This is a genomic window from Streptomyces sp. C (genome assembly GCF_000158895.1).
Lineage (GTDB): Bacteria > Actinomycetota > Actinomycetes > Streptomycetales > Streptomycetaceae > Streptomyces > Streptomyces racemochromogenes.
The window spans coordinates 40,027-54,185 of record NZ_GG657751.1; the positions used below are offsets into that span (position 1 = coordinate 40,027).

Consider the following 14,159-nt stretch of genomic DNA (forward strand, 5'->3'; position numbering starts at 1 on the left):
TATTCAATGATGTTCCTCAGGGGAGAACGTGAACAGGGAAACGAGGTCGTCGAAAAGGGTGACCACGGCGGCGGCCGCAAGGGCCGGCACCGCCACCATCAGCTGCTCCGCCGCCTCCGGCGGCACGTCACCGTGGCCTGGCGCGCTCCACACGCCTGCCGCGGCCGCCACTGCGAGAAGCAGAAGCGCACAGTTGCGCCCGACATGGAGTGGAGAGGCGGACACATCGGACTCGCCCATGCACCCGCAGGACTCACCGCCGTTCCGCCGGACCAGCCGCACGACATAAGCGGTGAAGGCGGCGCAGACGACGGCCGCCAGCGTGAATCCGTACGCAAGGAACGGTGGCGGGAGCAGCATCGACGAGGCCACCGCCACTTCGACAGAGATGACGGATCCCGCCAGAAGCGGAGCGCCGGAGATGGCGCGCGGAAGTGTGGCCTTGACATGGTGTTCGAAGGCGGAAAACCGGCGGATCTTCATGATCGCGGCCATCGCGAAGACGGCGAAGAAGAAAACCTCGGCGAATATCAGGAAGTACGTCACGAGTGGCCTCCATGGGGTGACCGCCGTGGTGCCGGCCTGACCGAGCAGGCCAGCACCACGCGCTCAGCTACTGGAAGTCGATCAGCCGCAGCTGTAGCTGCAGTCCCACTCGTAGCAGCAGGTGATGCTGCCGCAGCCCTGGACCTTGCTCCCCTGGCACTTCGGTACCTCGAAGCAGGTGGCGGCACAGCCCGCGGACGCGGTCGTGCTGGGCACGAGGGCCTCGACCAGCTTCAGCCCTGCGCCAATGATCGTCTTGGTCATTTCTCACTCACATTCCCAAGCAGTGGACCCGCAGGAGACCTGCGGTTCCCGGCCCTCGCCGGGCCGGCACAACCGATCTTGTCGGGGCGCACCAACAGGCCGCCAACACGCCGCCAACCGCCTGCCTGCGGTGGCACCTCGAAGGCTGCGTTCACCTCGCGCGCCGCGTCCGGGCGGGCTTCCGGCAGGGCCGAGATCCGTTCCATCTCGGGGGCACAAGTTGATCAATTCCTGCTGCTGATCGACAATGCTCTCGCTCAGACTTGGGGGTGCGGCTGATGAGATTCGGCATATTGGGTCCGCTGACCGTGCAGGATGACGCGGGCCATCCGCTCCCGGTCGTGCGGCCGATGTCCCGAGCCGTGCTCACTGCCCTTCTCCTCTAGGCGAACCGCACCGTTGCGTTCGGGACGGTGATGACCGCGCTGTGGGGAGATGACCAGCCGGCTTCCGCGACCGCCTCCCTGCACAACCACGTCGCGCGACTCCGCAGAGACCTGGGGCCGGAGGGCGGAGCCCGCCTCCGCACGGTTGGCCGGGGATTCCAACTACAGGTCGCCGAAGGGGAAGTCGACTGCGATGCCTTCACGCGGCATGGTGACCGAGCCCAGGAAGCGCTGCGCCTGGAGAAGTGGCATGAAGCAGAGCGGGAAGCCGAGGCCGCACTGAGCCTGTGGCGGGGTGCGCCCCTGGCCGAGGTAACGTCGGTGGCTGAGCACCCCAGGGTCGCCTATCTCAAGGAGCGGAGGCTGCACACCTTGGAGTGCCGGTTCGAGGCCCTCCTTCGCCTCGGGCAACTCGACGGTCTGTCCGCCGAGCTCGCGCTCTTGGTCGCGGAGCATCCGCTGCGCGAGTCCTTCCACCGACAGCTGATGCTCGTGTTCGACCGTACGGGCCGGCAGGCAGAGGCGCTCTCCCAGTACCAGAACCTGCGGAGCATGCTCGTCGACGAACTGGGCGTGGAGCCGGGACAAGCGGTCCAGAAGGCGCATCAGCTCATCCTGTCGGGGAAGAGCCACTCTCCCTCGGAGGAGAAGGCCGCGCCCCCCACCGTCGGCCGGCCTGCCCAACTCCCGGCCGCGCCGATGCACTTCGTCGGCCGCGCCGAGGACATTGAGGCGATCCGCTCCGTGCTGCTCGGCCCTCGTACCCACCCGGCCGTCGCCGTGATCAGCGGGATGGCGGGCGTGGGAAAGACCGGCCTGGCCCTCCACGTCGCCCGAGGGCTGCACGACGCCTTTCCGGACGGACAGCTGTTCCTGAACCTGCATGCGGCCACTCCCGGAGTTTCGCCGCTGGAGTCCTGCCAGGCCGTCGCGATGCTCCTGCACGGCATGGGCGTGGACCCGCGGCTGATTCCGGCGAGCAGCGCCCGGGCATCGGCGCTGCTGAGGTCCACTCTGGCCGACAAGCGCGTCCTCCTCGTGCTTGACGACGTTTCCTCGGTGAGTCAGATCAGGCCTTCTCTGCCGGCTGGACCCGGATGTGCCGTCCTGGTCACGAGCCGGCTTCCGCTCGCGACCCTGGATTCCGGCAAGCACATCCGACTGGGGCCTCTTCCGCCGGCGACGAGCAGCCTGCTTCTGGGCAAGGCGTCGGGTCGCTCGCTGACGGTGGACGACTCGGCTTCGGTGGACCGGCTCGTCGCCCTGTGCGGGGGAATCCCGCTTGCGCTCCCGATCACGGCCGCCCGGCTGGCGAGTCGCGAAAGCCTGACCCTGGAGGCGCTCTCCGAAAGGCTCACTGCGCTGGAAGGCCGACTCGACCACCTCGAACTGGATGACCTCAGTGTCCGCAGGTCGCTCGCCGTTGCACACGAGGACCTCACCTCATCGGGTGAGCAACGCGACCTCGACGCGGCAGCCGCACTCACCCGTCTCGGTTCCCTCGACCTGCCCGAGTACTCCGCCCGCTTGCCGGCACACCTCATGGACGTGTCGGAGGTCCGCGCCGATCTGGCCCTTGAGCGTCTTGCCGAGGTTGCGCTCCTGGACGAGCTACCGGCCGGCAGATACGCACCGCACGATCTCGTGCGGGACTTCGCAAGGGAGTTGGCCGCCTGCCATCCTGCCCGGTCGCACCACAGCCAACTGGACGAGCGTGCACTGAAGTGGTACGTCCGCTCGGCGGCGGCATGTGCCGAAGCCCTGCGCCCCGGAAAGCCGTCGGCACGTCGCTCCCGTGCGGATGCGGCCCCGGTCTCCCCGGACGGCCCGTCCTTCCGCGATTCGGCAGAAGCCCTCTCGTGGGCGGACCAGGAAGCGGAGAACCTGATCTTCCTGGCCGGGCAGCAAGACGGCGGCAGGATGGGCCGCCAACACACCATCGAACTCATCGAAATACTCTCCCCCTACCTGCACGACCGCGGACTGACGCAGGCGAGGAGGCGTCTGACCCACCACGCGATCCGCCTGGCCCGGGACAGCGGCAACGTGGAGGCCGAATCCACTGCCCTCGGCAGCCTGGCCATCGCGCAGTACTCCGACGGGCACCTCAACGAGGCACTGCTCCTGCTAGAGGAATCCAGCGCCATGGGAACAGCCCTGGACCCCATTGACCAGATGCTCACACTCGGCAACAAGGCGGCACTCCTGAGCAGCCTGGGACGGTCCGCCGAAGCTCAGCAGACCCTGGCACAATGCCTCTCACTCCGCCCCGACCCCGTCTCCGACTTCCATGAGGCGATACTCCTGGGCCACCAGGGCTCCGTGGTCGAACCGATCGATGCGCGCCTCGCGATCTCCTACCACCTCCAGAGCCTGGACATCGCGACGCGGATCGGCGCGCACGCGCTCCGCCTGGTGGCGCTGTGCAACATGGGCAACGCCCACCTGACACTCGGCGAACCCGAAGCCGCACTGTCACGCTTCGCCGCGGGCCTCGCCGCCACCGCCACGGGTGCGACTCACTGGAACGCCGAGCGGGAGATCCACCTGGGCAAGGCCCGGGTGCTGCGGCTGCTCGGCCGCCTGGAGGCGGCACAGCGCACATGTGAAGCCCTCCTGGAGCTCACCCGACAACGCAGCGACACGTACGCCACCGGGCTGGCCGAGCACGAGTACGGGCACATCCTCCGTGATGCGGGAGAGGTGAGGGCAGCCGATCGGCACTGGCGCAGCGCACTGCGCACCCTGGAAGGCACTGACGCCCCGGTCCTGCCAGAACTCCGCCGACTGGTGAGCTGACGGGGCCGGCATGGGCCGCTGAGCCCCTCAAGCCTCGGTGAACACCCTGGTCAGGTGGCGCGTACGCTTCAACACACCCTGCTTCCGAAGGCAAACCGCTTTTCCGGCTGGTGATGGACAAGAGGTTCTGGTCACCTCCTTCCTCCACCACCCCTGGGAGTGGCGAAGCGCCGGCCCGTCCTGCGCACCATGAGCGCCACGTGGCGCGTGACACACAACCACCCGCAGTCGAACCGGGATCCATGCCGCTGAGCCTGACCACGACCTGTCAGTCCACGCTCAGCCGGCGTCCCCCGACGGCTCTGTCAAGGAGCCGAGTCCCACGACGCAGTCGCGTATCACCCGGTGTAGTTGACGCTCCTCGGCGATGGCCAGGGCCTCCTCCCAACAGCTTCGGGCCTGGCCGGGGTCGCCGAAGTGGAGATGGGCACGAGCAAGTGCCTCCAGGGCGTCAGCGATGGAGAAGTCCCGGTCGAGCTCCCGCGACAGCGCGAGGGACTCCTCGATGCAGGCGAATGCCTCGTCGCGGCGGCCAAGAGCGCGCAGGGAATCGCCGAGGTTGACGAGGTCCGTAGCCACGAAGAGGAGCTGGCCCTCGCTACGCCAGACCTCCAGGCACTGACGGAAGGCACGTTCGGCACCCGCCGCGTCACCTGTGTTGAGCAGCAGCCTTCCCAGGCTGTGGATGAAACGAGGCGGCGGACTGCTGGAGTCCTCACGCAGCGCGATGGCCTGCCGGACCGCGTCCAGCCCCTCGTCCATACGGCCGGCCTGAGCACACGCCTGCGCGTAGTTCGACAACGACTGGGACTGCTGCTCGGTATCGCCCAGCTGCCTGTACAGGGCGGTTGCTGCGGCAAGATGTAGGAGGCTGGCCTCATTGCGGTGGGCGGCTCCGTACGCCGTGCCGAGAAAACGCTGCATCTGAGCCTGCCCCCGCAGGCTACCGACGCGCACGGCGGTGGCGAGGGCGTCGCTGACCGGCTGTTCCCACTCTGCGCCGGCCCACCAGTAGGCATGGGTCCAACCCCACAGGGAATCGGCGAGGCCCCAGCTCAACTCCGGCTGCTCACTGGCGGAGGCGGTGCGGACGGCGTGCTGGATGGCAGGCATTTCAGCGGTGATCCACAACAGCGCAGCGTCTTCGTCCGGGAACTGGGGCAACGGGGCACGAGTGGCCGGCGCCTCATCGGCGGCCACTCTGGCTTTGGTGGCCAGGTCTGCCTGCCGGGTCGCGGCGCGGTACCACGTCACCATCCGCAGGAGAGCGGCTTCCCTCTCCTGCGGGCTTTCCTCCTGTTCGGCGCGCTCGGCGGCGAACTCCGCGAGCAGATCGTGAAAGCGGTATCTCCCGGGTGTGGGGTTCTGCAGAAGGTGGGCACCAGCCAAGATGTCGAGCAGGTCGAGGACCTGCTCCACCGGCTGGTCCAGCAATGCGGAGGCGGCCTCGACGGAGAACGGGTGTGAGGGCCACAGGCCCAGACGGCGAAAGGCCGCAGCCGCGTCGCGCTCCGCCTGCCGATGGCTGCCGCCCAGTGCCTGATAGCTCATCAGGAAGACCTCCCTGACGTCCAGGTGGTCGAGAGTGAGCGTTGCGAGCCGGTGTCCCACTTCTTGCAGGCGGTCGGCGATGGCGCCGACGTTCCTCCCGTGGTGGGCGAGGCGGGCACCGACGATACGAAGGGCGAGTGGCAGTCCCGCACAAGCCGTGAGGATTCGCTCGGTGGCGGACTCCTCGGCAGAGAGCCGGCCCGGGCCGCAGATGGCGGCCAGGAGCTGCTGCTGCTCCGCAGCACCCAACGGCTGGAGAGTGATGTAGGTGGCCCCCGCGAGCCCGGCGAGCGCGTGCCGGCTGGTGACGACGACCGCGCCGGCCCCGCTGCCCATGAGGAGCGGAGCCACCTGTTCGGCGTCACGGACGTTGTCGAGGAGCACCAGAACGCGCCGCTCGGCGAGGGCAGCCCGGTAGAGCGCCGCGCGGTCATCGGTGTCCTCGGGCAACGCGCCGGCGGAGACACCGAGGTCGGCGAGGAAGCGGGCGAGGAGGTCATGCGCGGTGCGCGGAGTACCCGATCCGAAGCCCCGCAGGTCGGCGTAGAGCTGACCATCGGGAAAGGCGGCGCGTGTGCTGTGGGCAGCGCGCAGGGCGAGCGTGGTCTTGCCGACACCACCCATACCCGTGATGACCACCACGGGGGGCAGGCCCTCGGCGGCGGCCGTCAGCAGTCGCTCCCGCAGGGCAGTGAGCTCCACTGTCCTGCCGGTGAAATCAGCTGTGTCGCGCGGGATCTGGAACGGCGCGCGGCCCGCGGGCCCGGACCCTGGCGTCGTCACATCGTTATCGATGGCCGGGTGGAGCGGCTCCCTCGACGTCGTGGCCACCGGTGCCAGGCCTGCCGAGGACGTGCCCGGGCTGAGCAGCTCGCTGAGGAGCTGCTGGGTGCTCGGCGCGGGATCGATGCCGAGTTCGTCGGCGAGATTGCGCCGCAGGCTGTGGTAGGCGGTGATCGCGTCGGCGGTGCGGTCGGCTTGGTGCAGGGCGGCCATCAGCTGACGGTGGAACGGCTCCCGCAAGGGGTGCTCAGCCGCGTAGCGGGCCAGTTCGGCGGTGATCGTGTGGTTACGGCGGGTGCGGAGGTGGGACTCGAACCGCAGCTCGACCGCCTGCAAATGCAGTTCGACGAGATGGTCGATCTCTGGAGTGCCGTGGAGCGAGGGAAACTCGGGCAGGGGCCGGCCGCGCCACAGGGCCAGCGCTGAGGTGCTCTCCTCACCGAGCGTTTCCCAATCGCCTTTCCAGTGGGCTTCCTGGGCTCGCTTCAGCCGTGTACCGAAAACCTCTGCGTCGAGTTCGCCGGCCTCGATCTCCAAAACGTATGAGCCTCGCGTAGCGCGGAGGCGGTCCCGCTCGGGCCCCAGTGCCGATCGCAGCCTCGCGAAGTGGTTGTGCAGCGAGGCGAGCGCGGTACGCGGCGGATGGTCACCCCACACGGCGGTCATGAGGTGGTCCACCGACAGGGGCAGGTTGGGACGCAATAGCAGGGAGGCCAGTAGCACGCCAGCTTTCGACCCTGGTATCTGTCTTTGCTGCCCATTCAGACAGAGGGTCAGATTACCGAGCAGGCCAAACTTTACCATCGCTGACAACAACCCCCGAATTGCCCCAGACGTAGGTCCAGACCTCGTTTCCCACGTCGCTGTTACCGTCATGCTAGTGCCGCGGCCGCCCACCAGTTCCACGTAGTGGTGGCCCGGCTGCGGCCCGCGGTGCGGTTCGTCCGGCTCCGCCCCGTACAGGAAGAAAGCCTGCACCGAGGCCGGCCCGGACGGCCTTCTGGTAGTGGACCTGGCGCAGGTGTCGTTCGCCGATTCCAGCTTCCTCAACCTCCTGGTCCACCTCCGCAACACCCGCCCTCTGGTCCTTCAGGGCCCCCTCCCCCACCAGCTGCACCGGGTCATGGAGCTCACCGGGGCGCTCGCCCTGTTCGAGATCCGCGACTGCCCCGGCCAGATCGCCTGAGCCGCAATATGGGGGACAGCCGGAATCTTCCGCCGGGGCCGGGGCAGTCGCCTTCCATGAGGCCTCGACCGGGCAGGACGGGTCTCCCGGCCGAGATGAGCTGTGCGCGGGCGCGGGAGGCCACCCGCGCTGTCCTGGCCGAACACGACGTTCCCGCGGTGCTGGTCGACGATGTGCTGACGGTGGTGAGCGAGCTCGTCTCCAACGCGCTGCGGCACGCAGGCGGCCTTACGGGTTTCCGTGTCGCGGTCGGGGCCGGGCAGGTTATCGTCGAGGTGTCCGACCGCTCCACGCTCCAGCCCCACCTGCGGCCGCCCTCCCCGCACACGCCCGGGGGCTTCGGCTGGCGCGTGGTCAAAACTCTCGCCCCCACCACCTTCGTGCGCTTCCACCGCGGCGGCAAAATCATCATCGCCGCCCTCCCCACAGGCGCCGGGCGCCCATCCGCCCCCTGAACGAACACCGCCGGAAGCAGCTCTGCCGTGACACAGGGCCGCGCCGGCTGCGGTGGGAGGGTGACGCCGGTCTACCGTCCGGGGGCGTCGGCGCACGGCGCGGCCACAGGCGGCCCACGATGGCCCGGTACCCCGTCCCGGCCAGCCCTCTGGAGCACGCCCATGCCGGAACGCACCCTGCGCAAAAGCCACACCGAGGTCACCTTCATCCTGCCCGCCGACACCCCGCCCGGCCCCGTCAGCGTGGTCGGCGACTTCAACGACTGGCAGCCCGGCACCCACACCCTCACACCCCGCAAAGACGGCAAACACGCCGTGACCGTCAAGCTGCCCGGTGAGAACACCTACGCCTTCCGGTACCTGGCGGCCGGGGACTACTGGTTCAACGACGACACCGTCGACGACCAGGACGGCCCCAACAGCCGCCTCCACACATAGACCCTGCCCGGCACGTACGGCCGAGTCGGCCCCCCGGCCGCAGTTAACCCCCGTCCAGGGACCGCCTTCGCGTCACCGCAGCCCCGACAGGAGCGGGCCGGCCCGTATCGGGCCTCGGGCCCGGACTGTGCCCATCGGTGCAAACACCACGTCGGCGCTCTCCCATCCTGCCACTCTGGGGCTGACGGTGGCCGGCCGGCGCGAAGGGGTGACGGAGTTGGGTGGACGGTCCGCAGTGTGGCTGCGCGTCGGGCAGACGCGAATCCGGGCCGACCGGCTCGTGGCCGTCGAGCCCGCCTCCCACGGCCTGGCCCTGCACTTCACCGGCATGCGCGAACCCCTCCACCTCGCCCTCCCCGCCCCCGCTCCCGGCCCCGGCCCCGGCCCCGGTAGGGCACAGGCGCCCGCCTACGCCGACCATCTCCACCGGCGGCCGCAGCACCATCCCGCCGTCCTCCTCCGCCGGTGCGCCATGCCCAGGGCCAGCCTCGCTGCCGCGGCGCGGTGCGGTGCGGCGGAGGACGTCGGACGGCGTACCGCACACCCTGCCCTGATTCGTTGGGTGCGACGCGTCGGCTGCGCTCCCAGGGCCCGCCACCGCCGAGGTCGAAGGACGACGGCGTGCCACCCCCGACCGGCCGGGCGCAGCGCCTCTACGGAGCGCGTATGGGGTCCGGCTACAGCGCCTCGCCCAGCCGGCCCTCCGCACCAGGCGGAACGGGCTTTGCCATGCTCGGTCGCAGGGCGATGAGAGGGTTCGCGCACGCCGGGCCCGGCCGCCCCCAGAAGCCCCCGGCCGGGCCCCGCAGCGCGTACCCGGCTACCGCTTGCCACTGCCGACGGACCGGACTCTGGTCTGCCCCGGTACACCGGCCGCCCCTCGTCCGTGGTGTTGCGTCGTCCGGCGGCCAGAGGGTGCCCGGCGATCCGTCCGGGCGCAGGCTGGTGGCATGCCTGATCAGACGGAGATTGTGATCCATCCCGTGTCGCCGAGGGGTGGGCGGAAGGTGACCGTGCACGTGCTGGGTGTGGACGCCGACCTCGGCCGCGCGTACACGCCGGGCGACGTGGCCGAGTTCCTGCGCCGTGCCGGGCTGGAGGATGTGGACCTTTCCGAGGACGGTCCTATCCGCTGGGAAGGCGGCGGCCCGGACGTCTGGAGCGCCGACATCTGATCCACGGGCTTGCAGCCGCCGGCGCCTGGCCGGGGCCCGAACCAGTCCCACCCGCAGGCGCGCATCCGGCTCGTCGTCCGCAGCCCCGGCCGGGCAAGGGCGGCCTCTCGGTTCAGTCCGCCATGTGGTGGGCGAAGCGCTCGTGCGCGGACTGGCGCGTGCAGCCCAGTGCCGCGCCGACCGCCTCACCATGGCCTCTCGCGCCGCCCGCACCAAGCGACCAGGACCACGAAGCAGACCGACGCCAGGACCACCGTCAGGACTTTGCCGGTCTTCCCCCATCGGGCCATGAACGCCGGCGCCGCCCCCAGCGGAGGGACGACCAGTGTCGCGAGCCGGGAGGCGGCCGCGGTGGTAGGTGGCGCGGGCTTCGACGTGGAGTTCGGTGACGGCGTCGAGGTCAGTGGTCCGTCACCAGATGCGAACAGGGGACGGGATCATGAACCCTCAGGACGACGCGGAGGCGACGGACGCGGTTGCGCCGAGGCGGCTGAAGGATGCCCGGTAGGCGCTCGGGGTGAGGCCGGTCCTGCGCAGCAGGTGCTGGCGGAGCGAGTCCGCGGTGCCGAGACCGGACGCCCTGGCCACCTGGTCCATGGGCAGTGACGTGGTCTCCAGGAGTTCCTTCGCCCGCTCGACGCGCTGGTGCAGCAGCCACTGGAGCGGGCTGACGCCGGTCTCGGCGTGGAAGCGGCGGGAGACCGTGCGCACCGAGACGCCGGCGTGCCGGGCCAGGTCGGTGAGGGTGAGGGGCTCGTCGAGGTGTTCCATGGCCCACGCGCGCGTGGCGGCGAAGGAGACGCCCCGCTCGGCGGGCAGCGGGGTCAGCGTGAACTGGGTCTGGCCGCCGGGGCGTACGGGCGCGACGAGGGCGAGCCGGGCCACGGTGTTGGCCACGGCGGCGCCGTGGTCGGTGCGGATGATGTGCAGGCACAGGTCGATCCCGGCGGCGTATCCGGAGGAGGTGAGCAGCGGCCCGTCCTGGACGAAGAGCACGTCGCCCTGGAGGTCGATGGTGGGGTGCCGCTCGGCGAGGAGGTCACTGTAGGCCCAGTAGGTGGTGGCGGAGCGGCCGTCGAGGAGGCCGGCGGCGGCGAGCACGAAGGCGCCGGTGCAGATGGACGCGATCCGCTTGCCGTCGGCGGCCGCCCGGCGCACCACGTCGACGACGCGCGGGTCGGGAGCGTCGTACCGGCCGCTGCCGGCCAGGATCACGGTGTCGGCGCGGTCCACGGCGTCGAGGCCGAGCGGAACGTGCAGGTCGAGTCCGCCGCTGGTGGCCACGGGCCCGGGGTCGGGCGTGCAGATGACCGTCTCGTAGCCGGGGCCGCCGTCGATCTCGACCTTGGCGAACAGCATCTGGGGGATGGCGAGGTTGAACATCGAGGCGGGCGGCGCGGCGATGACGGCGACACGACGGACACAGGACATGGCCAGAACCTCCGGTCACATGGCATTCAGGCCACTACTCTAGGCGTCCGGCGATCACGAAGCTGAGGTGCATGAGCACAACAGATCTTGTCGCAGCCCCGGTTGGTTCCTCCGCCGCCCTCCGCGCCCCGCACCCCGGCGCGAGGCCCGCCCTCGCCGCCGCGATGCTCGGCTTCGCCCTCATCACGCTCGACACCTCGGTCGTGAACGTGGCCCTGCCCGCCGTCGGGGCGGAGCTGAGGGCCGGGATGAGGGGCCTGCAGTGGGTGGTGGACTCCTACACGCTGGTCTTCGCCGCGCTGCTGCTGTCGAGTGGGGCGCTCGCCGACCGGATCGGCGCGAGCCGCGCGTACGCCGCCGGGGTCGTCGTCTTCACGCTCGCCTCGGCCGCCTGCGGTCTGGCACCCGGCCTGCCGGCGCTGCTCGCGGCCCGTACGGTGCAGGGCGCGGCGGCCGCCGTGATGCTGCCGGCCTCCCTCGCGCTCGTACGGGAGGCGTACGGCGACCCGGCGCGGCGGGCCCGGGCGGTGTCGCTGTGGGCGGCAGGCGGTACGGTCGCGGTCGCCCTGGGCCCGGTCGCCGGCGGGGCGCTGACCACGGCGTGGAGCTGGCGCGGGATCTTCTTCCTCAACCTGCCGCTGGGCCTCGTCGCCCTCACCCTGCTGATGCGGGTGGCATGTTCGGCGCGCCGCCCGGCCCCGCTCGACCTGCCGGGGCAGCTGACAGCCGTGGTGGCGCTCGCGGCGCTGACCTTCGCGGCGATCGAGGGCGGTTTTGAGGCGTGGGTGGCGCTCGGTCTCGCGGTGGTCTCCTTCGCGGCCTTCCTCGTGATCGAGTCGCGGCGGAAGCATCCGATGGTGCCGCTGGGGCTGTTCCGCAGCACGACGGTCGCGGTCGCGGTGAGCGCGGGCGCGGCCAACACCGTCGCCTTCTACGGCATGGTGTTCGTCTTCAGCCTGTTCTTCCAGCAGGTGCTCGGCCTGTCCGCGCTCGGCGCGGGTCTGATGTTCCTGCCGATGACGGGGCTGCTCGCGGGCGTGAACGTGCTGTCGGCGAAGGTGGCGGCCCGGCACGGGGCCCGGCTGCCGATCGTGGTCGGCCAGGTCGTGGCGGTGGCCGGGCTGTTGGGGCTGCTCACGGTGGACGCGGGCACCCCGAGGGCGGCGCAGGCGCTGCTGCTGGTGCCGATGGCGCTGGGCTGCGGCTTCGCGCTGCCACCGCTGATCGCGGCGATGCTGGAGGCCGTTCCGGCCGAGCGCGCGGGCACGGCGGCCGGCCTGCTGAACGCGATCCGGCAGACGGCGGGGGCACTGGCCGTCGCGGTCTTCGGCTCCTTCGCGGCCGCCGGCGTGGAGCACGCCCTGCGTGCATCGCTCCTGATCAGCGCGGTCCTGCTGACCTTGACCGCGCTGGCCTCTCTGCGCCTTCCGCGCCGTCGCTGACGGCTGCGCGGCGCTCCCGTACTGGCCGGGGGTGATCCCGTATTCCCGCCTGAACGCATCCCGGGTGATGCGCCACCAGGTGAGGTACGCGAGCGGCCGCGGCTCACGAGGGTGGTGAAGCGGCGGGCGAAGGCGGCGCGGCAGAGGCCGCCGAGGGCGCCGAGGGCGCCGGGTTCCTCGGCCCGTCCAGGGCCGGGCCGGGTCGCCGTGGAGGGCGCGCAGGGCGGCGGCGACGGCCGGGTCGGCGAGGGCTGCGGCAGCCGGTGGAGCGGTCGGCGCGCTCGGTCAGCCACCAGGTGCGCAGCAGGTAGAGCAGCAGGGTGTCGAGGAGCGCGGGGACGGTCGCGTCGGATCCGATTGGGGCATGCGGCCTGCTCGATACCTGGGCCAGGAGCCGGCTCATGGGGGTCGACGCCGTGAGCTGCACGCCGCCGCCAGCCGCTCTCTCCCTCCGTATACTCCCGGTGTTCATGGGGAGCCGGTCCGTACGTGACCGTCGTCGGCTCTCGCGAGCCGGCGGCCCCCGCTGTCCGGCAAGGCTCGCCAGGTGGGCCGGTTACGGGCGGTCGAGGGCAGGTGGAGGGATCACGCACGTGGGCTTGGCCAAGGACCTCGGCCGTCCGCATCGGCCCGACGCGTCGGGCCCCGTTCGGCGCGCGCGGTTCGGCGGGAGCGACGGCGTCCCGCGGTCGCTCCGTCCGCCCGTGGCCCGCCGTACGCGCGCCGCCGCAGGTGGTGGCCGACGGGTACCCGCCGGGGTCCTGCGGTCGGGCGGGGTTTCGGCGACCGCGCCGAAGCCCGTCACGGCCGGCCGGGCGGTACCGCCGGTTTCCACGTCGGCGCGGCAGCCTTGAGCACGGGCACCGTGGGGTCCGCGTCGTCGTCCGGGGGTGGGGCCGACGCTTGGCGGGTCGAGGTCGATGCGGCGCCGGGCCGCCTGGTCGTGGCCGGAGTAATCGGCATGGCCCGGGAGCACGCGCACGCCGCCGTGCAAGTGCTGCTGGCGTGCGGGTCCGGCAGGGTGCTGCTGAGCGACGGGCGGGACGAACTGCCCGTGCGAGCGGCCGTCATTCCCGCCGGGCACAGGCATCGCGTGCGTCCGGCCCCGGGGCCGGCGCCGACGGGGGTGATGGTCTACCTCGACGCGGACACCACCGCCGGACGCGCGCTGCACAACACAGCGGCCCGTGGCGGGGTGGCCTGCTGGGCCGCCGCGGCGTCCGTGTTCGCCGAGGCCGACCCGCCGCCCGTCGCCGTGTCCGCGGCGGGCGTGCTGCGGGCGCTGGACCGGCTAGGCGCCGCCGCTCCCGGGCAGCCCCGGCATCCGGCCCTCGCGGCGGCGCTGGCGGCGCTGCCGGCCGCGGTGGCGGACGGACCGGTGCGGGTGGGCGAGGTCGCCGCCCAGGCCGGGGTGTCCGCGAGCCGGCTGGGACACCTGTTCGCCGAACAGTTGGGCTGGTCGTTCCCGGCGGCGGTGCGGTGGGCGCGGCTGCACGCCGCGATCGTCTCGGTGCGTGATGGGGCGAACGCCACCGAAGCCGCGCACGCCGCCGGGTTCTCGGACAGCGCCCACCTGACCCGCGTGTGCAAGGCCATGTTCGGCATCACACCCTCCCAGGCCCTGGCCGCCGCCCAGTGGACGCCGGCGGCCGGCCCGGGTACGCGGCGGGACCGGTAGCGGATCCGTTCAAGCCCGCCGGACA

At 71.3% G+C, this 14,159-nt stretch carries 11 protein-coding genes and 1 pseudogene; 7 read left to right on the top strand and 5 right to left on the bottom strand.

Features of this window, described 5'->3' with window-relative positions; all coding sequences use genetic code 11:
• Nucleotides 1-3: 3 nt before the first annotated feature.
• On the bottom strand, nt 4-546 hold the full coding sequence (locus SSNG_RS33415) for a MauE/DoxX family redox-associated membrane protein (RefSeq protein WP_007268384.1): 543 nt from the start codon (nt 544-546) through the stop codon (nt 4-6).
• An 81-nt stretch (nt 547-627) separates the two neighbouring features.
• A complete protein-coding gene (locus SSNG_RS33420) occupies nt 628-810 on the bottom strand; it encodes a hypothetical protein (protein WP_007268385.1) in 183 nt (60 codons plus the stop codon).
• Nucleotides 811-1,226: 416 nt separating this feature from the next.
• Between SSNG_RS33420 and SSNG_RS33425 the strand changes: the two genes are divergently transcribed.
• Nucleotides 1,227-3,995 carry a BTAD domain-containing putative transcriptional regulator gene (locus tag SSNG_RS33425; RefSeq protein ID WP_128637594.1) on the top strand — a complete coding sequence of 923 codons (2,769 nt, stop codon included), beginning with the start codon at nt 1,227-1,229 and terminating at the stop codon, nt 3,993-3,995.
• Between the two features lie 279 nt (nt 3,996-4,274).
• On the opposite strand, the gene SSNG_RS33430 is transcribed toward SSNG_RS33425, so the two are convergent.
• Nucleotides 4,275-6,866: a BTAD domain-containing putative transcriptional regulator gene (locus tag SSNG_RS33430; protein WP_165365081.1), complete on the bottom strand. Its 2,592-nt coding sequence runs from the start codon at nt 6,864-6,866 to the stop codon at nt 4,275-4,277.
• A gap of 463 nt (nt 6,867-7,329) precedes the next feature.
• Between SSNG_RS33430 and SSNG_RS33435 the strand changes: the two genes are divergently transcribed.
• The 4 genes from SSNG_RS33435 (at nt 7,330) to SSNG_RS33450 (ending at nt 9,583) form a co-directional block, all read left to right on the top strand.
• Entirely contained in the window at nt 7,330-7,515 is a 186-nt protein-coding gene (locus SSNG_RS33435) for an STAS domain-containing protein (RefSeq protein WP_128637596.1), read from the top strand.
• Nucleotides 7,516-7,610: 95 nt separating this feature from the next.
• The gene (locus tag SSNG_RS33440) at nt 7,611-7,970 is read left to right on the top strand and encodes an ATP-binding protein (protein WP_050779973.1); all 360 of its coding nucleotides are present in this window, start codon (nt 7,611-7,613) and stop codon (nt 7,968-7,970) included.
• A 162-nt stretch (nt 7,971-8,132) separates the two neighbouring features.
• The gene (locus tag SSNG_RS33445) at nt 8,133-8,408 is read left to right on the top strand and encodes an isoamylase early set domain-containing protein (RefSeq protein WP_007268391.1); all 276 of its coding nucleotides are present in this window, start codon (nt 8,133-8,135) and stop codon (nt 8,406-8,408) included.
• Nucleotides 8,409-9,358: 950 nt separating this feature from the next.
• Entirely contained in the window at nt 9,359-9,583 is a 225-nt protein-coding gene (locus SSNG_RS33450) for a hypothetical protein (protein ID WP_007268392.1), read from the top strand.
• 447 nt (nt 9,584-10,030) lie between these two features.
• On the opposite strand, the gene SSNG_RS33455 is transcribed toward SSNG_RS33450, so the two are convergent.
• On the bottom strand, nt 10,031-11,014 hold the full coding sequence (locus SSNG_RS33455; protein WP_007268393.1) for a helix-turn-helix domain-containing protein: 984 nt from the start codon (nt 11,012-11,014) through the stop codon (nt 10,031-10,033).
• 71 nt (nt 11,015-11,085) lie between these two features.
• Between SSNG_RS33455 and SSNG_RS33460 the strand changes: the two genes are divergently transcribed.
• The gene (locus tag SSNG_RS33460) at nt 11,086-12,456 is read left to right on the top strand and encodes an MFS transporter (protein WP_007268394.1); all 1,371 of its coding nucleotides are present in this window, start codon (nt 11,086-11,088) and stop codon (nt 12,454-12,456) included.
• 63 nt (nt 12,457-12,519) lie between these two features.
• On the opposite strand, the pseudogene SSNG_RS44430 reads toward SSNG_RS33460, so the two are convergent.
• A pseudogene (locus tag SSNG_RS44430) lies at nt 12,520-12,811 on the bottom strand (AraC family transcriptional regulator); the annotation flags it as partial.
• A gap of 606 nt (nt 12,812-13,417) precedes the next feature.
• Between SSNG_RS44430 and SSNG_RS33465 the strand changes: the two are divergent.
• Nucleotides 13,418-14,134 (top strand): helix-turn-helix domain-containing protein, encoded by a 717-nt coding sequence (locus SSNG_RS33465; RefSeq protein WP_007268395.1) that lies wholly within the window; start codon nt 13,418-13,420, stop codon nt 14,132-14,134.
• Nucleotides 14,135-14,159: the final 25 nt, after the last annotated feature.